This is a genomic window from Paraburkholderia sp. CNPSo 3281, assembly GCF_024206515.1.
Taxonomy (GTDB): domain Bacteria; phylum Pseudomonadota; class Gammaproteobacteria; order Burkholderiales; family Burkholderiaceae; genus Paraburkholderia; species Paraburkholderia nodosa.
This window is the reverse complement of sequence record NZ_JAMBPS010000019.1, coordinates 63,006-89,476: the sequence shown is the minus strand read 5'-3', so window position 1 is coordinate 89,476 and position 26,471 is coordinate 63,006. Positions and strand designations below refer to the sequence as shown.

The following is a 26,471-nucleotide window of genomic DNA, read 5'->3' as shown; positions in this document are numbered from 1 at the left end:
TAACTCGATCTCTTTGTTGGCACCTTTATTACGGATGCCTTAATAATTAAAATAATCGCCGCACTTCGAGAAACCATAACGGCAGCGGGGTGCCGTTACCGCAACATCAGTCGGATTGCAGTGCGACCGTAGCCGAACGGCGTGCCAGGGCGCGCGGTGCGGTTTCGATCAGGAACATCGAAACGAAAATGCCGCAAATGAGGCCGCCGAGCGCGAACTGCAGCGTGAACTGAATGCCGTCGTGCTGCGCGACATACCCGGCAATCGCCGGGGCGATGCCGCCGCCAAATATCTCGCCGGCGCCTGAAGTAATGCCGATGGCCGAGGCGACTAGACCCGCCGGCGCGGCTTCAGTCGCGATCGGACCAGTGAGGACGCCCAGCATGCCAAGCGCGAAGAACGAAACGACGAACAAGACGGCAAAGAGCATCCACGGGTTCGCGCCGATGCGGGCGAACACATAGAGCGAAATCGCCGCGCCCGCGAACGACACGATCGAGGTCAGCCGCCGGCCCGCAACGTCGGAGAGACTGGCGAGGCCGAACTCGCCGAGAAAGCCGCCGAAGCCGATCGCCGACACGACGAAGCCCATCTGCGCGGTGTCGAGATGCAGGTAGTCCACGAGATAGTTGGGCACCATCGCGCCGATCACGAAGATACCCGCCATCGCGCAAAGCGTGGCCAGCATGGCGAGCACGACGTTGCGGCTGCCGAAGAGCGCGCTCCAGCGCGGGCCGCCCGTTGCGCGCGCAACCGCCGCGTGCGCCGGCTTGATTGGCGGCGCGTCGCGCAACATCGTCGCGATCAGCACGGCCACGATGAGGCCCGGGACGGCGGAAACCGCGAACACCCAGTGCCACGACGGCACGACGCGCAGCAACTGCGTCGCGATGATCGGCGCGAGGCCGAGGCCCATCAGCGCGAACATGCTGAGCTGCAGCCCCTGGTTGCGCCCGCGGCGCGACGGATGCGAGGCCTCGCCCACGGAGGCCACGCTGGTGGGCGTGAATGCGCCCTCTGCGACGCCCATCAGCGCGCGAATCAGCAGCAGGCTCGCGAAGCCGGCGGCGAATCCCGAGAAGCTCGAGAGCAGCGAGAACATCACCATCGCCGCGATCATGATCTTGCGCCGGCCAATGCGGTCGGACAGGCGGCCCATGAGGATCGAGAACACGCCCCACGCAATACTGAGAATGCCGATCAACTGGCCGAGCTGCTGGTAGCTCAGGTTGAGGTCTTTCATCATGTGGGGAAAGAGCGGCGCGATCATCCAGCGATCGAGCCCGACCAGACCGAAGCCGATGGCGAGCAGGACCAGCGTCCTGCGTTCGTTTTTCAGATCGTATGGTTCATGCGGATGGTGTGATTGGACATGCCTCGTCACATTTGTCTCCTTGGTTGTCTTGCGTGTTCGTATTACGAACTACGCTTCGTTTATCGAACTTCGAGCAAGATCGTAGGAAACCTCACCTAATGATGTCAATCAAAAAAGATCCTCGTTGTACACAATTTCTCTTTACTTTCTACTTACTTTTCCACGTTTACCCTAAATTTCGCGTCACTTCGATTGAATTGATCGAATCGATGTATACAATCTGTACACATCGCGGGCAGAACCCTGGCTGTCTCTGGCCGCCTCCCCATTCGCTTTTCACCACTTCCTCTACGCATGAACGGCATCGACGACACCCCCGCCAGCACGCGCGCCGGCTCCGCCGCTTCGCAGACCGTCAAAGCCCAGCTCGGGCTGAGAGAACTGATACTCGGCGGCGAACTCGCACCCGGCGAGCGCATTTCCGAACTGGCCGTGGTCGAGCGCCTTGGCGTCTCGCGCACGCCGGTGCGCGCGGCGCTCATGCGCCTGCAGGAGGAAGGGCTGCTCGAACCGATTCCGAGCGGCGGCTATGCCGTACGCTCGTTTTCGGAAAACGAAATACGCGACTCGATCGAATTGCGCGGCACCCTCGAAGGGCTGGCTGCGCGCCTTGCCGCCGAGCGCGGCATCACCCATTCGATGTTCCGCGACCTGCACGACTGCATCGACGAGATCGACGAACTGCTCGTGGGCGAACTGAGCGAGGAAACCTTTTCCCGCTATGTCGAAGCGAATGGCCGCTTTCACCGGCTGCTGGCCGCGGCCTCCGATAGCGAAGTGGTTGCGCGGCAGATCGAAAAAGTCGCCACCTTGCCGTTTGCATCGGCCAGCGCATTCGTGGTCGTGCAGTCGCTCGACCCGCGTGCGCGCGAAACGCTGATCGTTGCGCAGGCCCAGCATCGCGCGGTGCTCGAAGCGATCGAAAGCCGCGAAGGTGCGCGCGCCGAAGCGCTGATGCGCGAGCACTCGCATATCGCCCATCAGAACCTCAAGCGCGTGCTCGACAACCAGCGCGCCATGACGAGGCTGATTGGCGGCAATCTCATTCGCCGCAATCCGCGCTAGTGGCGAGCGGTATACAGGCTCGCCAAAAGTCTTGATTCGAACGGCGGCACGCGTGCCGCCCCTTACCTTGAACGAAGGCACAACCAAACGCCCTGGAGGAGACATATGTTCCTGAAAAACGCATGGTATGTCGCGTGCACCCCCGATGAAATCGACGGCAAGCCGCTTGGGCGGCAAGTCTGCGGCGAGCGCATGGTGTTCTGGCGCACGGCCGAAGGCGGCGTCGCCGCACTCGAAGACTTCTGCCCGCATCGCGGCGCGCCGCTCTCGCTCGGCAGCGTGCGCGAGGGGCATCTGGTGTGCGGCTATCACGGCCTCACCGTGGGCGCCAGCGGCAAATGCGTGAGCATGCCGTGCCAGCGCGTGGGCGGCATTCCTTCCGTGCGCAGCTATCCCGTGGTCGAGCGCTACGGCTTCATCTGGGTATGGCCTGGCGACGCGGCTCAAGCCGACCCGGCGAAGATCCATCACCTCGAATGGGCCGACAATCCCGCGTGGGCGTATGGCGGCGGCCTGTATCACATCCAGTGCGACTATCGCCTGATGGTCGACAACCTCATGGACCTCACGCACGAGACCTACGTGCACGCCTCGAGCATCGGCCAGCCCGAGATCGAGGAAGCACCGCCCAAGACCACGGTCAACGGCGACGTGGTCAGCACCAGCCGCTTCATGCACAACATCATGCCGCCGCCGTTCTGGGCCGCGGCGCTGCGCGGCAACGGCCTCGCCGACAACGTGCCCTGCGACCGCTGGCAGATCTGCCATTTCTCGCCGCCCAGCCACGTGATGATCGAAGTGGGCGTGGCGCACGCGGGCAAGGGAGGATACGACGCCGATGCGCGCGACAAGGCGTCGAGCATCGTCGTCGACTTCATTACGCCGGAAACCGAAACGTCGATCTGGTATTTCTGGGGCATGGCGCGCAGCTTCGCCGTGCACGACCACGCGCTGACCGAATCGATTCGCGCGGGACAGGGCAAGATCTTCTCGGAGGACCTCGAGATGCTCGAATCGCAGCAGCGCAATCTGCTCACATGGCCCGAACGCCGCATTCTGAGCCTCAACATCGATGCCGGCGGCGTGCAGTCGCGCCGCGTGCTCGACCGGCTGATCGCCGCCGAGCGCAACGCAACGGCCACCGCCGCGGCGGTCTGATTCGACCAAAGCCACGGTCGCGCGGGTACGCGCGGCCGCTCCCCTTCTATTGCCCCAACGCATCATGAAAGTCACCCTTCTGCGCAAGATCCCCGTTGCCACCGACATCTGCGTTTTTGAACTGGCGAGCGTCGACGGCGCGCCGCTCCCGGCGTTCGCGGCGGGCGCGCACATCGACGTCCATGTGGATGGATTCGTGCGCCAGTACTCACTTTGCAACCGTCCCTCCGATAACGGCGCCTACCGCATCGGCGTGTTGCGCGATGCGGCTTCGCGCGGCGGCTCCGTTGCGATGCACGCGCTCGATGCGGGCACGAGCCTGGAAATCAGCAGCCCGAAAAATCATTTCCCGCTAGACGAACAGGCCACGCATACCATCCTGCTCGCGGGCGGCATCGGCATCACGCCGCTCATCGCCATGGCCGAGCAGTTGCGCGAGCAAGGACGCCCGTTCGAACTGCACTACTGCACTCGCGACCCACAGCGCGTCGCCTTTCGCGAGCGTCTTGCCGAAGCGGGTTTTGCGGAGCGCACCCACTTCTATTTCGACAGCGAAGGCGCCGATGCACGCATCGACCTCGCGCGCGTGCTTCGCGCCCCGCAGGAAGGTAAGCATGCCTACGTTTGCGGCCCCGCGGGCTTCATCGATGCCGTGCTCGCAGCCGCGGCCGGCGCGGGGTGGCCCGCGCAGAACGTGCACCGCGAGTACTTCGGCGCGGCCCAACCAGGCGCGAACGCCGACGCCAACGGCGCCTTCCAGGTCACGCTCGCGAGCTGCCAGCGCGTGATCGACGTCCCGGCCGGGACGACCATCGTCGAAGCACTGCGCGCGGGCGGCGTCGAGGTGCCGGTCTCATGCGAGCAAGGCGTATGCGGCACCTGCATCACGCGCGTGCTCTCCGGCGAGCCGGACCATCGCGACCTCTACCTGACCGACGAGGAGCGCGCCGCCAACGACCAGCTGCTGCCGTGCTGCTCGCGCTCGCGCTCGCCCATGCTCGTGCTCGACCTCTGATACGGCGCGCCGCCACCGCATATCAGGACTCGCGCGCTCGCCTCACCGCGAGCAGCGCGGCGAGCGCCGCCACCAACGTGACCGGCACGCTCGCGCCTATCACCGTCGTGGCGCTCGCGCCGCCTGCCAGCAACTGCCCTGCCGCGAGCGGACCGACGATCGACCCCACGCGTCCCACCGCGACTGCCGCGCCCACGCCGGTGCCGCGCATGACGGTGGCGTAGCTCGCAGCGGAAAGCGCGTAGAGCATCGACTGTGCGCCGACCACGCCCATGCCCGCGAGCAGCACCGAAACCGAGATCCAGAACAGGTTGCCCGCGCCCGCGAGCATGAACAGCGAGATCGCGATGCCAGCATAGACAGCCGCGACGACCCGCCCTGGCTTTACGCGGTCCATCAGCATGCCGATGCCGAGCACGCCGATCACGCTGCCCACGTTGAAGAAGATCTGCGTGACGCCGGCCTCGCTGCGCGAAAGGCCCCGGCTCACGATCAGCGAGGGCAGCCAGTTGAGCAGGAAGTACAACACGATCAGCGTGCAGAAAAAGCTGATCCAGATCTGCGCGGTCACCGCGGCGCGGCCGTCGCCGAACAGCACGCGCCACGTGGGCGGCGGGCCGCCCTGCGTGGACTGCGCGCGGCTCGCGGCCGCTTCATAGGCCGCGGATTCGGGCAGGCAGGCGAGGATCAGCGGCGCTACCACGAGCGGTCCGACGCCGCCCGCATAAAAGATATGCCGCCATTCGGTGTCGCCCGCGCTAAGCACGCCGATGAGCGCCGCAAGCGCACCGCCGAGCGGCATGCCGCAGTACATGATGCTGACCGCCGTATTGCGCAGCCGCGGCGCCACGGCTTCGGCCGAGAGCGCGATCAGGTTCGGCATGGCGCCGCCGAGGCCGATACCGGTCAGGACGCGCGCCACCAGCAGGGTGGGGAAGCTCCACACATGGGCGGTGAAGATCGAGAACACGCCGAACGCCACCATCGAGAGCAGCAGCACGCGCTTGCGCCCGATGCGGTCGGCGAGGCGTCCGCCGATCATCGCGCCGGGCAGGAGACCGAGCATGCCCGCGCTGAACGCGAGCCCCATCTGGCTCACCGAAAGACCGAACTCGCGCGCCATGCGCGGCGCGGCCACACCCGTCGACTGGAGATCGACGCCCTCCAGCACCGCCACGATCAGACACAAACCCAACACCCATGCGGTTCCCGCCGCCGTGCGCGCGCTCACCTGCGTAGTTGATGACGACACGTTGCCTCCTCGTTTTGTAATGGAATATCGCGGCCTCTCACCGCGCCGTTACTACTTAGTTACCCTAATCTACGTGTTGAAAAATTTTCAGGCGTACGGCAGCGGAGCGCGGCAACCCGCTTCGATGAGCCGCAGCCGGTGATCGAACGCCGCGAGCGGGTAAGCGAAGAAGTAATGCGCCGTGCTGCGCTTTTCGGCATAGAACGGATCGTCGGCAGGGGCATCCATCGCGATGCGCAGCGTGCGCGCCCAGCCGAACGCGAGCAGCAGCCAGCCGATGAGCGCGAGATAGTCGTCGGCCACGCGGTAGGGCAACTCGCGGTCGTCCGCGCTGCCCTGCCCGATTTCAGCCGTAATGCGCTGCACGTCCGCCACCAGCGCATCGAGCCGTGCACCCGCGCTGTGAAGTGCGTGATCCTGGGAAGCGATACAGCGTGCGGCCTGCGCTGTGACATGCGCGAGCAACGCGCGCAACGTCTCGCCGCCGTCGCCGAGCACCTTGCGCACGAGCAGATCGATTGCCTGGATTTCGTTCGTGCCTTCGTAAAGCATGGCGACGCGGCTGTCGCGCACGGTCTGCTCCACGCCGTATTCGTGGATATAGCCGTAGCCTCCGAACACCTGCAGCGCGCTCGATGCCGCCGCAAAGCCATTGGCGGTGAAGAACGCCTTGGCGACAGGCGTGAGCAGCGAGGCAAGTTGCCCCGCTGCCTGGCGTTCATGCGCATCGGGATGGCGCGCGGCCACATCGAGCCAGTAACCGATCCAGTAGCCGATGGCGCGCTCGCCCTCCACCGTCGCGCGCAAATCGAGCAGGACGCGCCGCATGGCCGGATGAAACGCAATCGGCGCGGCCTGTGCCGGCTCGCCCTCGTAATGCGCAGGCGCGCTCACGGCGCGCATCTGCGCGCGTTCGTGCGCGTAGGCATACGCGCGCTGCCAGGCAAGCTGCGCATGGCCCACGCCCTGCATCGCCACCTGCAGGCGCGCCGCGTTCATCATGACGAACATCGAAGCGAGGCCGCGATGCGGCTCGCCCACCAGCCAGCCCAGCGCGTGTTCGAAACGCATCGAGCACGTCGGGCTGGCCTTGAGGCCCATCTTCTTCTCGATGCCTTCGCAATGCACGCCGTTGCGCACGCGCTCGCCGGTCTCGCCGAAGGTCCATTTCGGCACCACGAAGAGCGAGAGGCCCTTCGTGCCCGCCGGCGCATCGGGCAGACGCGCGAGCACGAGGTGCACGATGTTTTCGGTCAGATCGTGCTCGCCGCCCGTGATGAAGATCTTGCTGCCGTCGATGCGCCAGGCGCCGTGCGCCGAGTCGGGCGTCGCTCGCGCGCGCAGCAACGCGAGATCGCTGCCCGCCTGCGGCTCGGTCAGGCACATGGTGGCAAGCCACTCGCCGCTTGCGATCTTCGGCAGCCAGTCCCGCTTCAGTGCGTCGCAGCCGTGCGCCATCAGACACGCCGTCGCGCCGTGCGTGAGGCCGGGCGACATGAGCCATGCGTGGTTGGCCGCCGCGAGCATTTCCTGCAGCGCGACTTCGAGCAGTTGCGGCAAGCCCTGGCCGCCGGCGTCGGCCTCGAGCACGAGTGTGGGCCAGCCCGCCGCGACGAAATCCGCATACGCCTCGCGAAAGCCCGTTGGCATCGAGACCTCGCCGCCCTCGAAGCGGCAACCTTCAAGGTCGCCCGCCGAGTTCAGCGACGCAATGCGTTCCATCACGAAACGAGCGGCTTCTTCGAGCACCTGCTGTGCCGTCGCGCTGTCAAGGTCCTCCCATGCGGGAACGCTGCGCCACCATGCGGGTGCTTCGATCCATTCGTCGATCACGAAGCGCATGTCGCGCAGCGGAACCTGGTAGTCAAGACTCATCGTGACCGTTCCTCAAACGTGCTGCCGATGACGGGCGAAGATCACGCGCGTTTCGGTGCCCCGCGCGGCGTATAACGCATCCACGAGCACCGCGCGCTGGCTCAGCACGACGCGCTGATTGATCGACCCTTTGTCCGTGATCTCGCCGAGATCGAGCGACGGCGGCGCGTCCATCACGTGCAGTCGCGTGATGAGGGTCGCGCTGCCCGTCGCCTCGCGGTTCAGCCGCTCCAACAGGTCGGCAAAGAAGTCGCGCACGGCGCTCGCGTCCAGAACGTCGCGCGCGGCAGCGCTCGCGTCGAGCCCCGCGAGCCGACGGCATTCGTCGAGGCGCGGGAAGATCAGCACGCCGACGTCGTCGCGGTCCATGCCTGCGATCACCGCGTCCTGCACGTACGGCGCACCGCCCGAAACGATGCGCGCGCGCATGGGCCCCACGCTCACGAACGTGCCGGAGCTGAGCTTGAAATCTTCGGCAATGCGGCCGTCGAACAGCAGGCCCAGTTCGGGCCGCCCGGTATCGACGAAGCGCACGGCGTCGCCGGTGCGGTAGTAGCCCTCTTCGTCGAACACGTCATGACGGTCCGCCTCGTTCACGCGCCAGTAGCCGCCCATCACGTTCGGGCCGCGAAAGCGCGCTTCGAGCTTGCCGTCCACGGGCACGAGACGCGTCTCGCAGCCCGGCGCGGGCAGGCCGACATAGCCCGCGCCCATCACCGGGCCGGTCGTGAAGAGGCACGACGGCGCGGTCTCGGTCATGCCGAGGCCCGCCATGATGCGGATGCGCTCGCCGCAATGGGCCTGCGTCACGCGTTCTAGCCGGTCCCACGCCGCCTGCGAGAGCCCCGCGCCCGCGAAGAAATACATCTTCACGCGCGAGAAAAACGTCTCGCGCAACTGCGCGTCGGTTTCGAGCGCGGCGGTCAGTTCTTCCCAACCCTTCGGAACGTTGAAGTAGAGCGTGGGCGCGATTTCGCGCAAATTGCGCAGCGTCTCTTCGAAGCGGCCGGCCACGGGTTTGCCGTCGTCGATATAGAGCGTGCCGCCGTTGTAGAGCGCGATACCCACGTTGTGGCTGCCGCCGAAGGTGTGATTCCACGGCAGCCAGTCCACCAGCACCGGCGGCTCGATGCCGAACTGCGGGAAAGTCTGCAGCAGCATCTGCTGGTTGCTGCACAGCATGCGATGCGTGGTGGGCACGGCCTTCGGCAGGCGCGTCGATCCGGAGGTGAAGAGGAACTTCGCGATCGTGTCGCCGCTCACGCGCGCCTGCGCGTCTTCGAAGCTGCCCGCCTGCGTCTCGAGCAGCGTCGAAAACGGCGTCTCGCGGCGGCCGCCGCCAGCCGGCGTCACGACCACGCGCTCGATATCGGCGGGCACCGCGGCGTCGAGCGCCGCGGCAAAAGCGGGGCCGTCTGCCGCGAATACGAGGCCCGGATTGAGCAGGCCGAGCGCGTGCCGCAGCTTGTTGTAATCGCTGGAGACGAGCGAATACGCGGGAGATATGGGCGCATAGGGCACGCCGGCCCATAGCGCGCCGAACGCCATCTGCAGATGTTCGAGATCGTTGCCCGAGAGCAGCGCGATCGGACGTTCGGCCGACAAGCCGCGTTCGATCAAGGCCTGCCCGATCGCACGGGCGCGTTCGAGCATCTGCGCGTAGCTGATGCCCTGCCATTGCCCGTCGGCGCCGCGGCGCGCCACGAGCCAGCGCTCCGGATGTGCGCGCGCGCCGCTCACGAGCCGGTCGGTCACGCGCTCGGGGAAGTCGTCGAGCGCCTCGCTCGAGCGCAAATACCAGCAGTCGCCGCGCCGTTCGATCCGCGGCGCGGCCGAGCCGATCGCGACGGCGCGGTAACCGGCGAAGTCCGGTTGCACGACGGCGCGAGCATGCGTTTGGGTCGGCTCCGAATCCAAAGCCTGTCTCCTTTGCTTGACCGGTGCCGGGCTGCGCGGTGGATCGGCGCAGACGGCCCGGTGGTTCATGTCGTGATGGGCGCGTTCAGATCGGATAGTGGCGCGGGCCGGTCTGCACGGTGATCCAGCGCAGGTCCGTGAATTCGGCGATCGACGCCTTGCTGCCGAAGCGGCCATAGCCGCTCGCCTTCACGCCGCCGAACGGCATTTGCGCTTCGTCGTGCACCGTCGGCCCGTTGATATGGCAGATGCCCGATTCGATGCGCTTCGCCACGTTCATCGCGCGCGCGATATCGCGGCTGAATACCGCCGCCGAAAGACCGTACTCGCTGTCGTTGGCAACTTTCACCGCTTCTTCGTCGCCGTCCACGCGCTGCACCGTCACTACCGGGCCGAACGATTCGTCGGCGTAAAGCTTCATCTCACGCGTGACGTTTTCGACGATCACGGGCTGCATGATCGCGCCGTTTACCTCGCAGCCCAGCGGCAGGTTCGCGCCCTTCTCGCGCGCGTCTTCCACGAGCGCGCGTATGCGCCGCGCCGATGCTTCGCTCTCCAGAGTACCTAGCACCGAGCCCGGCTGCGTGGGGTCGCCGGCCTTCAGCGTGCGAGCCTTCGCAACGAGCTTTTCGACGAATGCATCGGCAATCTTGTGATCGACGATCACGCGTTCGGTCGACATGCAGATTTGCCCCTGGTTGAAGAATGCGCCGAATGCGATGCCTTCCACCGCTGCGTCGAGATCGGCGTCGTCGAGCACGAGCACGGGAGCCTTGCCGCCCAGTTCCAGCAATGCCGGCATCAGACGCCGTGCACAATGCTCCGCGACGACGCGGCCCACGCGCGTCGAGCCCGTGAAGTTCACGCGCTTGACGGCGGGGTTGGCGATCAGGCGCTCGACAATGGCCGGCGCATCATCCGGCGCATGCGTGAGCACGTTGACGACGCCCTCGCCCAGACCCGCCTCGTTGAGCACTTCGCCGATCAGCGCATGCACGCCGGGACACCCTTCGGATGCTTTCAGGACCACCGTATTGCCACACGCGAGCGGCATGGCGAGCGCACGCGTGGCAAGAATCACCGGTGCGTTCCATGGCGCCATGCCGAGCACGACGCCGCACGGCTGGCGCACGGCCATCGCGAGGCTGCCGGGCACGTCGGAAGGGATCACCGCGCCGTCGATCTGCGTGGTCATGGCAGCCGCTTCGCGCAGCATGTTGGCGGCGAGCATCACATTGAAGCCGTACCAGTTCGCCATCGCGCCCGTTTCCGCCGCGCCGATGGCGATGAAGTCCGCTGTGCGCGCATCCATACGCTCGGCGGCCGCCAGCAGGCGCTTGCGGCGCTCCGTGGGTGTGAGCGCGGCCCACGCCGGGAAGGCGTGCGCGGCCGCGGCAACGGCCGCGTCCGCATCTTCAACCGTGGCGGCGGCGGCGCGCGTGGCCACCGCGCGTGTGGCCGGATTGATGCGCTCGAAGGTCTTGCCGTTCGACGCAGCGCGCTTCTCGCCGCCGATCAGAAGCCGGGTTTCATGCATGTCGTTGTCTCCTCTGTCTGGTGCGCCGCTATCGATTAGCGCTTGTATGCCTGCAGGCCCGGCTTGATGCTCTTGTCGTCGAGGAACTGCTTGAGGCCCTGCTCGCGGCCGCCTTCCTTGTCGCGATGGTTGGCCTGGTCGAGCTTCGCGTAGAGATAGTCCTCGTTCTGCTCCCACGTCAGTTCGCGCGAACGCTTGAAGCCATGCTTCGCGTTGCGCAGCACGACCGGGTTCTTGTCGAGCAGTTTCGCGGCGAGCGCGAGCACTTCCTCGCGCAGTTGCGCGAGCGGCACGCTCTTGTTGACCAGGCCCATTTTCGCGGCCTGCTGGCCCGTGAAAGTATCGCCCGTCATGATGTAGTAAAGCGCCTCGCGATGGCCCACCGTATCCGCCATCGCCTTGCTCACGAGGTTGCCCGGCGGTATGCCCCAGTTGATTTCCGAAAGACCGAACGTGGCTTCGTCCGCGGCAATCGCGAGGTCGCACGCCACGAGCGGCGAGAAGCCGCCGCCGAAACACCAGCCGTTCACCATCGCGATGGTCGGCTTCGAATACATGCGCAGCAGTTGCCATTGCCAGCGGCTCGCGTCGCGGCGAATGCGCTCCTGCAGCACGTCGGGGCCCGCATCGACTTCGCGGAAGTATTCCTTCAGGTCCATGCCGGCCGTCCACGCCGAGCCTTCGCCGGTCAGCACGAGCACTTGAGCCTCGGCGTCGAGCTCGAGCGTTTCGAGCACGTCGATCATCTCCTTGTTGAGCGTCGGGCTCATGGCGTTGCGCTTTTCCGGCCGGTTCAACGTCACCCAGCCGATGCCGCCCTCGACCGCTACCTTGACCGTTTTCCAGCGACCTTCGTAACTCATTCTCTCTCTCCGTAGACACTGCCGCACTCGCGGCTTGAAATCAATTTACTATCAGGCTGCCTGATATGTAAAGTAGAATATGATCTCGTCGGTACAAACCCGTAAAACGCGATGAACCAGAAAACTTCCCCGACCGCGCCGCGCGCCCGAGCCGCGCAGCCGCCCGCCGAGGGCGGCCCGCACGCCGTGCCGCCCATGCGCCTGAGCTATCTGATCGGCCAACTCGACCGCGTCGTGTCCCGCCGCCTGACCGAAGCGCTCGCTCGCCACGGGCTCACGCTGCCGCAGTACACCGCGCTTTCCGTGCTGCGCGCGCGCGGCCGCTCCTCCAATGCGCAACTCGCCGAGCGCTCGTTCATCACGCCGCAGGCCGCCAACGAAGTCGTGAAGACGATGGAGGCGAACGGCTGGGTCATGCGCGAAGCCGACCCGATGAACCGCCGCGTGGTGCTGCTATCGCTCACCAAAGCCGGCAACGCACTGCTGGGCGAATGCGACGCCGCGGCCGATCACGTGGAAGGCGCGATGCTCGACGATATGGACACCGAAACAGCGGAAAAGCTACACGCGCTGCTGCATGCGTGCGTGCGCAATCTGCGCGCCGCGTAAGCGCTCGCTCGGCGAGTGACAGGAAGGAGGAGACACCCTTGAACATCGACCAGCTCGTTGCGATCGACACGCACGTCCACGCCGAAGTGTCGTGCTGCCAGCCGCCCGATCTCTTCGCGAAGGAATTCGACGAAGCCGCCGACAAGTATTTCGGCACCGTGCTAAAGCTTGGCCGCCGCCCGACGATTCCGGAAACGATCGAGCACTACCGCGAGCGCAAGATCGGCTTCGTGATGTTCACGGTGGATTGCGAGGCGAATATCGGGCGGCGCCGCATCGGCAACGAAGAGATCGCCGACTTCGCGCAGCAGCACGCCGACATCATGATCGCGTTCGCCAGCATCGACCCGCACAAGGGCAAGTTCGGCGCGCGCGAGGCCCGGCGGCTGATCGAGGCGCATGGCGTGTGCGGCTTCAAGTTTCACCCCACCATGCAAGGCTTTTTCGCCAACGACCGGCTGGCATACCCGCTATACGAAGTGATTGCCGAATATGGCCTGCCCGCGGTGTTTCATAGCGGCCACTCGGGCATGGGTTCGGGCATGCGCGGCGGCGGCGGGTTGCGGCTGAAGTATTCGGAGCCGATCTATCTCGACGATGTGGCCGCCGATTTCCCCGACATGAAGATCGTGATCGCGCATCCCTCCTGGCCGTGGCAGGAGCAGGCGCTTTCCATCGCGCTGCACAAGCCCAACGTGTATATCGACCTGTCGGGCTGGTCGCCGAAATACTTCTCGCCGGAACTGGTGAAGTACGCGAATACGCTCTTGCGCGAGCGGGTGCTGTTCGCTTCCGACTTTCCCTTGATCCGTCCGGATCGCTGGCTCGCGGATTTCGATACGCTCGACATCAAGCCGGAAGTGCGCCCGTTGATCCTCAAGGAGAATGCGGTACGGCTACTCGATCTCGACGCGAAAACCTGAAGAAAGCGGCGCGCCTGGCGCAAGCGCGATTTACATCAGGCGAAGCACCTCCCGCCCAGCATACGCCGCCGCAACCGCGCGCCCGAGGCCGGTTACGCCCACGAGTTGAAGCGGCAACAATACCTGGAAATGCAGGCCGAGTTCGCGTGTGCGCGCAACGCTATTCGCGTTGTGCGCCATCAGCCAGATCATGCGCTTGGCGCCCATGTAGCCGCCCGAAAGGCGCATCGCCTCAGCTCGGATGGCCGGCAACGTAAGCACCAGCGCCGCGCCGCTCGAAGCGAGCAGCACGCGCCCGCCTTTGGGCATCGGCGCCTTCAATGCGGCTTGGACACCGTGGAGCGTGGCTTTGACGTCGTTACGACTTTCGCGCCCAACTGCTCGACAGCGGCGAGGCCCTCGCTATCTCGCGCCAGAACGGTCACTTTCGCTTGCCTTCGAAGCAACGCCTCCACCATGGCAAGCCCCAATCGCCGGCTTCCCCCGGTAATCAGCACCGTTTGATCTTGAATCGTCTCCATCCTGCCCTCCTGTCTGGTCGAAGCCGTCGCGCTCTGCGACCGGCATGCTAAAGACGGATGGGGATGTGAAAACGGATCGGTACGCCCAAAAAATCTTCGAGTCCGGGGAACGATCGATACCGGAAACGCGCGAAAGCGGACGTCCCGCAGCGAAGCCGCTAACGGGCGACGATGACCGTCATCTCGGATTCGTACTTGATCCGCACGTGGCTATGGTGCTTGAGGGACTGCATCACCTCGATCAGGTCCGGGCGGCTAACCCGAATGGAACGGGCAGTGCCGGACTTGTCCACGACGGTCAAGAGGTTGAGCTTGCGGTCGACGCCAGTGACTTGCGCCACGCCGCTGAAGACCCGGAGCACCTGGAAGTTTTCCTGGTCGGCGCCGGAGGAATGCTGGGTCATCTTTGCCGTGTGGGTCAGGCGCGTGACCGCCGCGCCCTCGGCAGGCGTCAATCCGGTGACGTACGGCTCCATGTAGCGGGTCGTCAGCTTGTCGCCGACCCGGATGACCTTGAGCACGTCGCGATGATCTTTCACATCGAAGCTCAGGTCGTCGTGACCCGGCACGGTTACGACGACGAGTGCATTCTTCTGATCGATCAAACTGATGGTGCCGCTTTCCGTGTCGACGGATGCCCCGGCCGGCACGGCCTCCGAGGCGGCGGAGGCGTCCTCGCCAGCCGCGCGGCACAGCGGCGCCGAGGCGGCAAAGAGGCCGCAGACCACGGCGGACAGCGTCAGGCAGCGCGCGAACGCAATGCGCGTATTCGATCGGTAGAGCATGGTAGTCCCCTTGAAACGATCAGGTGACACGCTTGCTGCGCCGGTCAGGGACCATGGCGTGTGCTCTTGGAGCCTAACACTGCAGGGCGCCCCGGGCATCGGACTTTGGTCCTATAGGGTCAAGGCCGGGGCCGAGGCTGGGTCCGAGGCTGCTCAACGCGCGAAGGCCGCCGCACAGTTCGCCGGCGCCTGCCCCGGCACCGGCGAGTGGAACGTGAACAAGCCGCCCGCCAGCGGCTGCTTCTCGCGCTCGGCTGCCGTGAGCCCCTTCCACGCGGTGGAAACGTACACGGTCTTCAGATCGTCCCCGCCGAACGCGAGCTTCGTGATGTTCGCGCACGGAAACGCGATCTGACCGGCCAGTTCGCCCTCGGGAGAATAACGGTCGATGCGCCAGCCGCCGAATAGCGCGACCCACACGTAGCCCTGGGCGTCCACCGCCATACCGTCCGGGTGCCCGTCGCCGGCAATTGGGGTGAAGACTCGCTTGCCCGACAGCGTACCGTCAATCGCGACGTCGAACGCATACACGACGCGACGCATCGTGTCGTTGTGATAGAGCGTGCGGCCGTCCGGACTCATGGCCGGGCCGTTGGTGATCACGTAGCCGCTGTCCTGTGCGCTCAACACCGCACCTGCGTCCACGCGATACAGCGTGCCGCTCGGCGCTGCCTCTGCGTCGTCCATCGAGCCGAACCACAGGCGGCCGCGCGCATCGGCGAACCCGTCGTTGAGGCGATTGCCCGGCAACTGTGGTTCGACATCCATCAGTTTGTCGAATTCGCCGCTCACGGCGTCGAAGCGATACAGGCCGTCAGGCAGCCCACACACGAAAACTCTGTCCCCCAGCGGCGCGATGAAGCCGACCTGGTCGGGCGCGTACCACGTCGTGCGCTCCCCGCTCGTGACCACGAAGCGATGAATCCGGCGGCCCTTGATATCGACGAAATAGACCGCGTTTTCCGCGGCCTGCCAGAGCGGCCCTTCGGCCAGCTCTGCGCCGACCGGCCATACGCACACGGGATGCGGCATCGTCATTCTCCGTACCATCCCGCGTCGACGAAGTAATCGCGCCCGGAGCAGCGCGAGGCGTCGTCGGATGCGAGGAACAAGGCCATGCGGGCGACGTGCTCGGGCTCGATGCGCAGTGGCAGACACTGACCCGCGACGACCTTCGCCTCGCTCTCCGCCGTTTGCCATAGGTTCATCTGCCGCGGCGTTTTCACGGCGCCCGGGATGATGCAGTTCACGCGAATGCCCGCGCCGCCCAAATCGCGCGCGAGGCCACGCGTAAGACCTTCAATGCCGGCCTTCGCGGTCAGGTAGATCGGCAGGTTCGGCAAGGCGACGTGCCACGACACCGAACCGAAGTTCAGGATCACGCCGCGTCCCGCCTGGCGCATGCCTCGCGCGGCGGCTTGCGCGCAGAAGAACTGGTGGCGCAGGTTGACGGCGATACGCTGGTCCCAGTAGCTCGCGGTCAGCTCGCCGATATCATGGCGGTCGTCGTTGCCCGCGTTGTTCACGAGCACGTCGATCGGGCCGGCGGCATCGACGATCGACGCGAACACGCTTTCGATCGCGTCCACGCTGCACAGGTCGCAGCGCTTGAACAGCGGCGGATGCTTCGCATGACGAAGCTTTTCTTGAAGAGCGAGCGAATCGTGTTCGGCCACGTCGAGGAAGAATACGCGCGCGCCCTGCTGTGCGAATGCCTCCACGACCGCAGCGCCGATCCCGCTGCCGCCGCCGGTGATAACGACGGTTTTGTCCGCCAGGCTCGGATAGATTGCGTACGACATCAGATATTCCAGTGTTGACTTGTCAGAACCCAAACGGGCGGCGAGCCGCAGATGGCTCGCCGCCCTGACCTGCCGCTTTGCTTCCCGTTACGAGACGACCTCGACCGCGCTCAGCATGCGCCAGTTGCGCGGGAGCGTTCGCGTGGCATTGCCTGCAACCGTGACCGTGCCGCTCAGATGGATGTCGCGGCTCGAACTGCCCACCATCAGATCGAACTTGCCCGGCTCGACGATGCGCTCGCCGCGTGCGTCGGTGAAATTGAACATATCGACGGGCAGCTTCACGTTCACGCGAGTCCGCGCGCCTGCCGCGAGTGGCACGCGTGCAAACGCCTTGAGTTCGCGTACCGGCCGCGCCGTCGACGCGTGCTGATCGCGCACGTAAATCTGCACGACCTCCGTGCCGTCGCGCGAGCCGATGTTCTCAACCGTGAAGCTCAGTTCGACCGTGCCGTCTTCGAGCGGCACTTCGCGTTGCGCCACCGCGAGATCGCCGTAACGGAACTGGGTGTAGCCGAGGCCGAAACCAAACGGATAACGGCTTCCAAAGTGGTAGGCGATCGGTGTGCCCGCGCTCTTGAGGCGATGGTTGTACACATACGGCACGGCCCCTGCGCTCTTCGGCACGGAGAGCGGCAAACGGCCGCTGAAACCGGCGCTGCCCACCAGCAGATCGGCAAGCGCCTCGGCGCCGCGCTCGCCCGGTGCAAACGCCATGATCTGCGCGGCAATGCGATCTTCGAGGCCGCCCAGGTTGTACGGGCGGCCGCCCGTCATCACGACGACCGTAGGCGTGCCGCTCTCGACCACGGCCGTGAGCATTTGCAGTTGCACGCCGGGGAGTTCCAGGCTGTCCGTATCGGAGCCCTCGCCCACCGTACCGGACTGGAACAGGCCCGCCAGATCGCCGACGAACACGACGGCCACGTCCGCTTTACGCGCGGCTTCGACCGCAGCGGGAATGGCATCGGTTTCCTTGCTGATCAGCTCGTCCCGGTTGGTGTTGCCGCTCAGGTCGAGCGACACGTCGCCTGGGAAAACCGGCGCGCCCGCACGGCGTGCCTTGATGATGTCGCAACCCTTGGCATGCAGCACGCGCGCCTCGCCCAGTACCGCGCGCAGTGCGCCCAGCGGCGTGGCGATCGAAGCGACCGACTGCTCGCCCGAGTTGATGAGGTGCACCGGGAAGCTGTAGCCGGCGAGCAGCGCGAGCGGGTCATCGGCGGTCGGGCCGATCACCGCGATTTTCTCCGCGCCATTGGCGTTCAACGGCAGCACGCCGCCTTCATTGCGCAGCAGAACAGCCGATTCGAGCGCGACCTGATACGCCGTATCGGCCGCCGCCGTGCCCTTCACATCCACGCGCTCGGGGTCCACATAGGGATTCTCGAACAGGCCAAGGCGGAACTTCGTGCTCAACACACGAGACACCGCGGTGTCGATCGTCGCTTCGGCGATCTCGCCGCGATCGAGCGCTTCTTTCAGATGGACCGCGCACTCGTGACCCGGCAACTCCACGTCGAGTCCCGAATTGAACGCGAGCGCCGCCGCCGACGCGCTGTCGTGCGCCACCGCATGATGGCTGTAGAGTAGGTCGACGGCAGCATAGTCCGCAACGACGAGCCCCTCGAAGCCCCACTTCTCGCGCAGCGTATCGTGCAACAGCGTGCGGTCCGCATGGCAGGGCACGCCGTCGATATCGTGGTACGCCGGCATGATCGAGCCCGCGTGCGCGAGCTTGACCGCCATTTCGAACGGCAGCAGAAACACGTCGTTCAACTCGCGCGGCCCGACATGCACGGGCGCATGATTGCGGGCGCCTTCGCTCGCCGAGTGGCCGACGAAGTGCTTGAGCGTGGCGAGCACGTCGCGCCGCTCGCCTTGCAGACCGTTCACGTAGTGGCACGCGAGCACGCCCACCAGATACGGATCTTCGCCGAGCGTTTCCTCGGTGCGGCCCCAGCGCGGATCGCGCGACACATCGAGCACGGGAGCGAGGCCCTGGTGGCAGCCGATCGAGCGCGCCTGCTCGCCGATGATGCGCCCCACTTCGCCCACGAGATTCGGGTTCCACGTCGCCGCGTAGTTCAGCGGCGAGGGAAACAGCGTGGCGTCCTTGATCATCAGGCCCACGAGGCATTCCTCGTGCGACATGACGGGAATGCCCAGGCGCGTGTCTTCGACCATCTTGCGCTGCAGCTCGTTGAGCGCGCGCACGCCCTCTTTGGGATCGACCGTGTGGGTGCCGAGCGGACGCGTGATCTGTCCAAGACCGTGTTCGAGAATCTGGTCCACCGTGAAGCTGTTGGCGCTTTGCGCGAAATCGATACTGCGCGCCTTGTGATCGCCGTCGGCCGAGAGCTTGAGCCACGCGGCGTGAAGCTGGGCAATCTTTTCATCGAGCGTCATGCGCGCGAGCAGGTCGGCCACGCGCTGCGCCGTCGGTGCGTCGGAGCGGCGATAAAGCGGAACCTCGGTGGTGTGTTCAAGCGACATTGCTTCACTCCCTGGTATTGCACGAGACGGCGTTTTTTTCTTGCCGTCTGCTTAGTTGTGCTTTTGAAAATGGCGTTGCGCGGGCGCGCGGCGAGAGCCGCGCTCCGCTTAAATGAGACGACGCAGCGCCATATCGTGATCGTCGAACACGTGGCATGCCTCGGCCGGCAGCGCAAGCTTGACCACTTCATCGTGCGTCAACGCGCTGTCGCCGGGCACCTTTGCGATCAATGTCGCCGCGCCCGCGCCCGTCTGCGTCGCATGGATATAGCTGTGCTCGCCCATGTGCTCGATGAGCTTCACGCGACTCGCGAGCGTCTGTTCGTTGCGCGCATCGCCGGCCACCCGCAGATGCTCCGGACGCACACCGAGCGTCACCTTCATGCCGGCGCGCGCACGCGAGCCGTCCACGCGTGCGCGCACGCGCTCGCCGCTTTGCAGGTCGATGTCCACGCCGCCATCGTCGCCGCCCACCACTGTGCCCGCGAAGAAGTTCATTTTCGGCGAGCCGATGAAGCCCGCGACAAAGCGGCTCTTCGGATGGTGATACAGATCGAGCGGCGCCCCCACCTGCGCGACGCTGCCGTGCCGCTCCATGTGATCGCCCGCCTGCAGGAGCACGATGCGATCGGCCAGCGCCATGGCTTCGACCTGATCGTGCGTCACATACACGGCGCTCGCCTCGCTGAACTCGCGATGCAGACGCGCGATTTCGGTGCGCGTCTGCACGCGCAGCGCCGCGTCGAGATTCGACAGCGGCTCGTCGAACAGGAACACGCCCGGCTCGCGCACGATCGCGCGACCGATCGCCACGCGCTGGCGCTGGCCGCCGGAAAGCGCTGCGGGGCGGCGTTCGAGATAGGTATCGAGTTGCAGTGCGGCAGCCGCGCTGCGCACCTTCTTGTCGATGATGGCCTTGTCGATTTTCGCCTGTCGCAGACCGAATGCCATGTTCTCGTACACGCTCATATGCGGATAGAGCGCGTAGTTCTGGAACACCATCGCGACCTTGCGCTTCGCGGGTTCGACCTCGTTCATCCGTTCACCGTCGATGCGCAGTTCGCCGTCGGTAATCGATTCGAGTCCGGCGATCATGCGCAGCAGCGTGGACTTGCCGCAGCCCGACGGGCCGAGGAACACGCAGAATTCGTTCTTGCCGACTTCGAGGTTGGCGTCGCGGATCACCGCGTTGCCGCTCGCGTAGGCCTTCTGTACGTTATTGAGGGAAATGCTTGCCATATCGTTTTATGCGAAGTTCGGTTAGCGGTGCGGATCGGCCCTGAATCAGCCCTTGAGCGACCCGGCCATCATCCCCTTGATCACGCGCTCCTGACCGAACGCGTAGGCAACGATCAACGGCAGCGACGTGAGCACGAGAACAGACAGCATCGAGGGTATGTTCGACGCGTATTGCCCCATGAAGTCCCAGATTGCGAGGGGCAGCGTACGGTGCTCGGACGTCGACGTGAGCATGTACGCGAAGATGAACTCGTTCCAGAGACCAATGCCGTTGAAGATCGCCACCGTGGCGAGCCCCGGTCCCGAAAGCGGGAAGAAAATACGCCAGAAAATGCGGAACGGACTGCAGCCGTCGAGCTGCGCGGCTTCTTCGAGTTCGCGCGGAACCTGCCGCATGAACTCGGTCAGGATGAAGATCGACACCGGCAGGCTGAGTGCCACGTACGGGCCGAGCAGCGCGAACTGCGTATCGTAAAGGCCGAGATTGCGCGTGAGCAGATAGATCGGCACCAGCGTGGCATGCAGCGGCACGATCATGCCCGCGACCACGAGACCGAAGAGCAGCTTGTTCAGCCGGAAGCGCATGCGTGCAAACACATAGGCCGCCATCGCGCTGATGACGACGATCAGCGCGACCGACACGCCCACCGTGAACAGGCTGTTACGGAAATACGTGAAGAACGGCCCCTTCAGTACGGCCGCGTAATTGCCCCAGAACAGGTGGCTCGGCGGCGCCCACACGGAAGTCGTGAAGGTCTCCTCCTGGCTCTTGAAGCTCGACACCACCATGAAGATGAACGGGACCGTCGTGACAGCCAGCCAGATCAGCGCGAGGATCGGAATCGTCACGCGGGGGAAGCGGAATTTCTTGTTCATGGATCAGACCTCGGTTGCAAAGCGGCGCGTGAAGTACATCGACACCGCCGCCACTGCGATAACGATCAGGAACATCGCCGAGCCGATGGTGCTGCCGTAGCCGAGCTGGAACGAACTGAACACCGTGCGATACATGTAGGTGGCCATCACCTCGGACGAGCCCTCGGGGCCGCCGCCGGTCATGACGAAGACGAGATCGAAGTAACGCAGCGAGCCGAGCACGGAAAGGATCACGGCCGTGCGCACCGTGCCTTGCAGGTGCGGCAGCTTGATGCGCCAGAAGATGGTCCACTCGGAGGCGCCGTCGAGCAGCGCCGCCTCGTTCACTTCGGCCGGCATCGACGAGAGGCCGGCGAGGAACAGAATCATGTAGAAAGGCGCGTTCTGCCAGATGATCACGGCGATGGTCGCGCCCAGCGAGAAATGCGGGTCGCCCAGCCAATCCTTTGCGAGACCATCGAGCCCGAATGCCTGCAGCGCCACGTTCAGGGGTCCGAAATTCGGATCGTAGATCTGCTTGAACAGCACGCCGATCGCCACACTCGACATGAGCAGCGGCAGAAAATAGAGCACCTTCAGCACGCGCGAGCCGCGGCCGGCCTTTTCCAGCAGCACGGCGAGCGCGAGCGCGACAGGAAGCTGAATGACGATCGAGGCGAGCGCGAGAATCACGTTGTTCTTGAGCGATTGCCAGAACACCGTGTCATGGGCGAGCCGCGCCCAGTTTGCGAGCCCCGTATAGCGGGCCGTATTGCCGAGGCCATTCCAGTCGAGCAGCGACAGCCGCAAGCTGGAAACGAGCGGATAAAGCAGGAACACGGCCAGCAGCAGCAGCGCCGGCGCAAGAAACACGACCGTGACGAGCGTTTGCGAGGAGAGCTTCAGCCGGCGTTCGGGTGTAGCGGAAAGTGCAATATTCACGAGCTTGTCTGCCGGCCGGCGCCTTGCGGCGCCAGCCGGACTTTTCCTGAGTGCTGGAGATCAACCGCCCTTCTTCGAAGCGGCTTCCATTTGCTGCGCGGCCGCCTCAGGCGTCACCGACAGACCGAACAGCGCCTGCGTCGTGTCCTTGTGCAGTTCGCCCAAGGCCGGCGGCAGGGCCTGGTCGTACCAGAGCTGCACGCTCGGCGCCGCGGCGAGCAGCTGCTGCAGACGCTGCGTGAACGGATCGTCGATCTTGACGTTGTTGACCGGCGGGAGCTTGTGGTCATCCGACGCGCGTGCCTGCATCGCCTGGTCGTCGGTCAGCGCCTGGATCAGCTTGAATGCGGCGTCGGGCGTCTTGCACTCGGTCGAGATGCTCAGGAAGCCATCGCCCACCGTGCCGATCAGGTCGCGCGGGTCGCCCTTGCCGCCCGGCACGCTCGGGAACGGGAAGAAGTCGAGATCCTTCGAGAACGCCGGATCTTCGTTCGCGATCGTCGAAGCTTCCCAGGCGCCCATCAGTTCCATTGCGGCCTTGCCCGAATACAGCAGACGGCGCGAAGCCCCCGAGTCGTAATCGAGGCCGTTGATGCCCGGCGCGAACGCGCCAGCCTTCACGAGTTCCTGGATACGCTTGCCGGCTTCGACGAATGCCGGATCTTCGAAGCCCTTGCCCTTGCCTGCGATCGCGTCGCTCACGACTTGCGGACCACCGATACGGTCGACGAGGTACATGTAGTACATCGACCCCGTCCACTTGTTCTTGTTCGCGAGCGAGAACGCTGCCACGCCGTGCGACTTCAGCACGTCCACGACGTGCATCAGTTCATCCCACGTCCTGGGCGGCGTGATGCCGTACTTCTTGAACAATTCCTTGTTGTAGAAAATCACCGCGGCCGCCGCGTTTTCGGCCGCCACACCGTAGGTCTTGCCGCCGTACGTCGTGACGCTCCACGACGACTGCATGAAGCGGTTGCGATACGCCGGGTCCTTGTTCAGGTACGGCGTGAGGTCGACGATCTGACCGGATTTCACATACTCCTGCAGGCCGCCGCCGCCCCAGTTCTCGAACACGCACGGCGGCTGGTTCGCACCGAACGCCACCTTCAGCTTCGTCTTGTAGGCCTCGTTCAGGACGTGCGAATTCTCGACCTTGTAGCCCGGGTCCGCCTTCTCGAAGCGGTCCGAGGCGTCGCGGATGATCTTGCTCGACGACGCATTGGTCTGCTGATCCCATTCCGTGATCGTTTTCGATTCCGCTGCAAGGGCGTTCGATACGACTGCAGACAGTGAAAACAGCAGTGCCGTGGCGCCGACAATCGCCCGCGCCTTGGAGAAACCTGGGTACGCCATGTTTGTGTCCCCTCTTATGGAATTTTGAGAGCTATCTGAGCTATCTGCGGGTTTAACGTTAGCCTTAACGTTAATGGATGTTAATCCGAGACCTGAACTACGGCTATGCGGGATTTTCCTGGTGAGCCCCCCGCCCGAGCTTGCGCCCTGCGCAAGGTTGGTGCGCGTGGGAACGGTTGAACAGCGGCGCATCTGCTAGAATAGCCAGCACATAAACGGTATCGCTAACGTGACGAGCGACCCATCCGCGGAGTAACCAGCGAGTCACGAGCGAGTCTTCGCAGACATGACCTCTCGTAAGCCCACACCACGCATGGCAAGGCAAACTCCCACGCTTGAGCACGTCGCCAAGCTTGCCGGGGTGTCGCAGATGACCGCCTCGCGCGCGCTCAACGGACGCCCGGGCGTGTCGCGCGAAACGCGCGACGAAGTGCTGAGAATCGCTTCGGACATCGGCTATGTCGTGAACCGCACCGCGCAGAAACTCTCGGGCGGCCGCAACGGCATCATCGGCATCATCACGCCCACGCTCGACACGCAGTTCTCGAGCGAACTGGTGCTCGGCGCGGGCCGCGCGGCACGCGGCGCGGGCATGGAAATGCTCGTGTACACCGTGTTCGACGAAGACCGCCATACGCATCACGACCTGCTCGGGTTGATCCAGCAATTTTCCGACGGCATTCTCGCCATCCTGCCGCGCGAGTCGCTCTGCCTCGAAGCACTCGCCACGGCCAAAGTGCCCGTGGTGGTGGTCGATCAGCGCGGCACGCTCACTGGCTTTCCTTCGGTATCCGTCGACAATTACGGCGGCGCCTGCCTCGCGGTCGAGCATCTCGCGGAGCTCGGCCACAAGCGCATTGCGTTTCTCGCCGGCGACGAAACCATCGAAGGCGTGCGCGACCGCCAGCGCGGCTATCGCGACACGCTCGCCAAACTCGGCCTGCCGCGCGAAGACGCGCTGATCGCCGCCGGCGATCTCTCGCAAATGATGGCGTTCGACGTCACGTTCGACCTGCTCAATCTCTCCGATCCGCCCACCGCGATCTTCACGGCCAACGACCAGAGCGCGTTCGGCGTGATCGCCGCCGTCAGGGAAGCGGGCCTGCGCGTGCCCGACGACATTTCCGTGATCGGATTCGACGACATTCCCATGTCCGAGCAGTTTCATCCTGCCCTCACTACGATTCGCCAGCCGTTCCAGCAAATGGCGCGTTCGGCCGTCAATACGCTGCTCGCGCAGATCGCCGGCATCGACGCCGCTTCGCAGCGCATCACGCTGCCTGCCGAGCTGGTGGTGCGCGACTCGACCGGACCGATGCGAGCGCGGCACCGCCGCTCGCGTCACCAGATCGTTTCGACGTAAGTCGAGGCGCGCACCTTCGCATCGGAGGTCACGAGCGCGCCGCCGTGCGTGCGGGCGGTCGCGACGATCAGCCTCTGATGCGAAGTGAGCGCGGGCGGCAGCGTCGCCGCCCGGAACGCAATTTCGGAATCGACCGGAATCAGGCGCACGCCATCCAGCTTCAGAAACGTGGAGAGCCAGCTACGGGCGTCCATGGTGAGCCCGAGGCTGCCGGCCTTCACGAACTCCGCGATTTCGAGCGCGCTGATGGCCGAAATGAGGATCTCGCCGCCGTCGAGTTCACGGTCGATCGCATCGTGCGCGGCCTGACTCAGCGCTTTCTGCCTGCCGAGCCAGCACACGAGCGCAAGCGTGTCGAGCGTGATCATTACTCTTCCTGCTCGGCGGGAACCGGTGCAAGCGCGTGCTTGAGGTTGAAATGCGTGATCGACGCACGCAGCAGCTCGAGCGGATTCTCCGTCTTGCTGCGATACGGCCGGATTTCAATGGTGGGTTGTCCCCGGTCCGTCACGACGACGGTTTCGCCCAGCGTTTCGACCTGGCGGAACAGCTCGCAGGCGCGGGACTTGAAAATGGCTTTGGATACTCGCTTTTCCATGACGCTCTCCACCCATCAAAATTCTATCGGATTTTTATCGCATCGGGTCGTTGCGCATGCAACGAAATTCCTGCGCTTCGCGCCCCAATGACTCTTTATCGGCGTTGCCCAACGGTTTGCTACCTGAACTACGCTCCGGCAGCGGGGTATCCGGCACTCCCGCAAGAACGGACTGCGGGTTTTTACCGGTAACATGTTTCGCCCGAATCCGCCCCGCGGCCCTTGCGCTTTCATATAATCGATCTGTCTGGCGAATACCCGTCAAGCAGCCCGAGTTGCGATCGAGCGACCCGCGTGGCACGACAACAGGGTGTGTTGCTTGCTGGCGGATATGCGCGAGTAGCGGTGTACGCTTCGCTTGCCGATACGGACGCTGCCGCAGGAAAGCGGAGCGTTGGGGGAGATGATTGCCCTTGCTGCAGACCGTCGATTAAGCAGAAACATAATAACGTTATCCTTAACGTTAATTCATGTTAAATGCCTCGTTCGCGCGCCGCCATGCGTGGTTTACCTGGGCTTGGGGATTTGACGCAGAGTCCGCGTAAACCCAGCCGGAGCCCGGTCTAGCAAGGAAAGAGCGCCTGGCAAGCTGGCAACAGGGTACTGCAAAAAAGTACCGTTCTGGCTAACGTTAAATGTGCGGTAAGAAAAGTCGTAACGCCCATTCGCGACACTCGTAATCATCCCTGCCCCCATATCGTCACATTCGCTAGTCCGGATCATCCGGCGGCTTCGACGAAGGCTCCGCATCGAAATGGACGATGAACGCATGCAGCGGCTCGCGCCGTTTCTCCTGGCGGTTGCATTGCGGCTCGCGTTCCCTGTCCGTCACATCGCGCGTTTCAGCTGACATCGGGGCCTGCCCGGTCAGCGCATTGGCAGCGGACGCGAAATCGGCCTTCGCCCCTTTGTTCGCCATGGCACT

At 64.7% G+C, this 26,471-nt stretch carries 25 protein-coding genes; 6 read left to right on the top strand and 19 right to left on the bottom strand.

Features of this window, described 5'->3' with window-relative positions; all coding sequences use genetic code 11:
- Positions 1-106 precede the first annotated feature (106 nt).
- Positions 107-1,384, bottom strand: coding sequence for an MFS transporter (locus M3I56_RS20000; RefSeq protein ID WP_254355477.1), 1,278 nt, complete (start codon positions 1,382-1,384; stop codon positions 107-109).
- Positions 1,385-1,669: 285 nt separating this feature from the next.
- On the opposite strand from M3I56_RS20000, the gene M3I56_RS19995 reads away from it, so the two are divergent.
- The 3 genes from M3I56_RS19995 (at position 1,670) to M3I56_RS19985 (ending at position 4,613) form a co-directional block, all read left to right on the top strand.
- The gene (locus M3I56_RS19995) at positions 1,670-2,440 is read left to right on the top strand and encodes a GntR family transcriptional regulator (protein WP_254355476.1); all 771 of its coding nucleotides are present in this window, start codon (positions 1,670-1,672) and stop codon (positions 2,438-2,440) included.
- A 105-nt stretch (positions 2,441-2,545) separates the two neighbouring features.
- The gene (locus tag M3I56_RS19990) at positions 2,546-3,598 is read left to right on the top strand and encodes an aromatic ring-hydroxylating dioxygenase subunit alpha (protein ID WP_254355475.1); all 1,053 of its coding nucleotides are present in this window, start codon (positions 2,546-2,548) and stop codon (positions 3,596-3,598) included.
- A 64-nt stretch (positions 3,599-3,662) separates the two neighbouring features.
- Complete coding sequence (locus tag M3I56_RS19985; RefSeq protein ID WP_254355474.1) at positions 3,663-4,613, top strand: PDR/VanB family oxidoreductase; 951 nt, start codon at positions 3,663-3,665, stop codon at positions 4,611-4,613.
- Between the two features lie 22 nt (positions 4,614-4,635).
- Here M3I56_RS19985 and mhpT read toward each other — a convergent pair whose 3' ends face one another.
- The 5 genes from mhpT to M3I56_RS19960 all read right to left on the bottom strand — a co-directional run bounded on the left by mhpT (position 4,636) and on the right by M3I56_RS19960 (position 12,057).
- Positions 4,636-5,865 (bottom strand): 3-(3-hydroxy-phenyl)propionate transporter MhpT, encoded by a 1,230-nt coding sequence (mhpT, locus tag M3I56_RS19980; protein WP_254355473.1) that lies wholly within the window; start codon positions 5,863-5,865, stop codon positions 4,636-4,638.
- Positions 5,866-5,952: 87 nt separating this feature from the next.
- Positions 5,953-7,740 (bottom strand): acyl-CoA dehydrogenase family protein, encoded by a 1,788-nt coding sequence (locus M3I56_RS19975; RefSeq protein WP_254355472.1) that lies wholly within the window; start codon positions 7,738-7,740, stop codon positions 5,953-5,955.
- A 12-nt stretch (positions 7,741-7,752) separates the two neighbouring features.
- Positions 7,753-9,657, bottom strand: a complete 1,905-nt coding sequence (locus M3I56_RS19970; protein ID WP_254355471.1) for a feruloyl-CoA synthase — start codon at positions 9,655-9,657, stop codon at positions 7,753-7,755.
- Between the two features lie 85 nt (positions 9,658-9,742).
- Positions 9,743-11,194, bottom strand: coding sequence for an aldehyde dehydrogenase (locus M3I56_RS19965; RefSeq protein ID WP_254355470.1), 1,452 nt, complete (start codon positions 11,192-11,194; stop codon positions 9,743-9,745).
- Positions 11,195-11,229: 35 nt separating this feature from the next.
- The gene (locus M3I56_RS19960) at positions 11,230-12,057 is read right to left on the bottom strand and encodes a p-hydroxycinnamoyl CoA hydratase/lyase (RefSeq protein WP_254355469.1); all 828 of its coding nucleotides are present in this window, start codon (positions 12,055-12,057) and stop codon (positions 11,230-11,232) included.
- A gap of 111 nt (positions 12,058-12,168) precedes the next feature.
- On the opposite strand from M3I56_RS19960, the gene M3I56_RS19955 reads away from it, so the two are divergent.
- Both M3I56_RS19955 and M3I56_RS19950 read left to right on the top strand, forming a co-directional pair.
- A complete protein-coding gene (locus M3I56_RS19955) occupies positions 12,169-12,666 on the top strand; it encodes a MarR family winged helix-turn-helix transcriptional regulator (RefSeq protein ID WP_254355468.1) in 498 nt (165 codons plus the stop codon).
- 38 nt (positions 12,667-12,704) lie between these two features.
- Positions 12,705-13,589: an amidohydrolase family protein gene (locus M3I56_RS19950; protein WP_254355467.1), complete on the top strand. Its 885-nt coding sequence runs from the start codon at positions 12,705-12,707 to the stop codon at positions 13,587-13,589.
- Positions 13,590-13,619: 30 nt separating this feature from the next.
- On the opposite strand, the gene M3I56_RS19945 is transcribed toward M3I56_RS19950, so the two are convergent.
- From M3I56_RS19945 to M3I56_RS19900, 10 genes are all read right to left on the bottom strand, one after another.
- Complete coding sequence (locus tag M3I56_RS19945) at positions 13,620-13,898, bottom strand: hypothetical protein (protein ID WP_254355466.1); 279 nt, start codon at positions 13,896-13,898, stop codon at positions 13,620-13,622.
- Positions 13,899-13,906: 8 nt separating this feature from the next.
- The gene (locus M3I56_RS19940; RefSeq protein WP_254355465.1) at positions 13,907-14,110 is read right to left on the bottom strand and encodes an SDR family NAD(P)-dependent oxidoreductase; all 204 of its coding nucleotides are present in this window, start codon (positions 14,108-14,110) and stop codon (positions 13,907-13,909) included.
- Between the two features lie 158 nt (positions 14,111-14,268).
- Positions 14,269-14,895, bottom strand: coding sequence for a hypothetical protein (locus M3I56_RS19935; RefSeq protein ID WP_254355464.1), 627 nt, complete (start codon positions 14,893-14,895; stop codon positions 14,269-14,271).
- Between the two features lie 153 nt (positions 14,896-15,048).
- Complete coding sequence (locus tag M3I56_RS19930) at positions 15,049-15,933, bottom strand: SMP-30/gluconolactonase/LRE family protein (protein WP_254355463.1); 885 nt, start codon at positions 15,931-15,933, stop codon at positions 15,049-15,051.
- On the bottom strand, positions 15,930-16,697 hold the full coding sequence (locus tag M3I56_RS19925; RefSeq protein WP_254355462.1) for an SDR family NAD(P)-dependent oxidoreductase: 768 nt from the start codon (positions 16,695-16,697) through the stop codon (positions 15,930-15,932). Before M3I56_RS19925 ends, M3I56_RS19930 begins: the two co-directional genes overlap by 4 nt.
- An 87-nt stretch (positions 16,698-16,784) precedes the next feature.
- A complete protein-coding gene (locus tag M3I56_RS19920; RefSeq protein ID WP_254355461.1) occupies positions 16,785-19,193 on the bottom strand; it encodes a glycoside hydrolase family 3 N-terminal domain-containing protein in 2,409 nt (802 codons plus the stop codon).
- Positions 19,194-19,301: 108 nt separating this feature from the next.
- Complete coding sequence (locus M3I56_RS19915; RefSeq protein ID WP_254355460.1) at positions 19,302-20,432, bottom strand: ABC transporter ATP-binding protein; 1,131 nt, start codon at positions 20,430-20,432, stop codon at positions 19,302-19,304.
- A gap of 45 nt (positions 20,433-20,477) precedes the next feature.
- Positions 20,478-21,308 (bottom strand): carbohydrate ABC transporter permease, encoded by an 831-nt coding sequence (locus M3I56_RS19910; RefSeq protein WP_254355459.1) that lies wholly within the window; start codon positions 21,306-21,308, stop codon positions 20,478-20,480.
- A 3-nt stretch (positions 21,309-21,311) separates the two neighbouring features.
- A complete protein-coding gene (locus M3I56_RS19905; RefSeq protein WP_254355458.1) occupies positions 21,312-22,229 on the bottom strand; it encodes a carbohydrate ABC transporter permease in 918 nt (305 codons plus the stop codon).
- A 60-nt stretch (positions 22,230-22,289) separates the two neighbouring features.
- On the bottom strand, positions 22,290-23,585 hold the full coding sequence (locus tag M3I56_RS19900) for an extracellular solute-binding protein (RefSeq protein WP_254355457.1): 1,296 nt from the start codon (positions 23,583-23,585) through the stop codon (positions 22,290-22,292).
- A gap of 313 nt (positions 23,586-23,898) precedes the next feature.
- Here M3I56_RS19900 and M3I56_RS19895 point away from each other — a divergent pair, with 313 nt between their 5' ends.
- Positions 23,899-24,948 carry a LacI family DNA-binding transcriptional regulator gene (locus M3I56_RS19895; protein WP_254355456.1) on the top strand — a complete coding sequence of 350 codons (1,050 nt, stop codon included), beginning with the start codon at positions 23,899-23,901 and terminating at the stop codon, positions 24,946-24,948.
- Here the strand turns inward: M3I56_RS19895 and M3I56_RS19890 are convergent.
- The 3 genes from M3I56_RS19890 to M3I56_RS19880 all read right to left on the bottom strand — a co-directional run bounded on the left by M3I56_RS19890 (position 24,927) and on the right by M3I56_RS19880 (position 26,465).
- A complete protein-coding gene (locus tag M3I56_RS19890) occupies positions 24,927-25,316 on the bottom strand; it encodes a type II toxin-antitoxin system VapC family toxin (RefSeq protein ID WP_028204693.1) in 390 nt (129 codons plus the stop codon). The two genes, M3I56_RS19895 and M3I56_RS19890, sit on opposite strands and share 22 nt — an antisense overlap.
- The gene (locus M3I56_RS19885; protein ID WP_069262207.1) at positions 25,316-25,546 is read right to left on the bottom strand and encodes a type II toxin-antitoxin system Phd/YefM family antitoxin; all 231 of its coding nucleotides are present in this window, start codon (positions 25,544-25,546) and stop codon (positions 25,316-25,318) included. The genes M3I56_RS19890 and M3I56_RS19885 overlap by 1 nt, the downstream gene beginning before the upstream one ends.
- Positions 25,547-26,255: 709 nt before the next feature.
- Positions 26,256-26,465, bottom strand: coding sequence for a hypothetical protein (locus tag M3I56_RS19880; RefSeq protein ID WP_254355455.1), 210 nt, complete (start codon positions 26,463-26,465; stop codon positions 26,256-26,258).
- Positions 26,466-26,471: the final 6 nt, after the last annotated feature.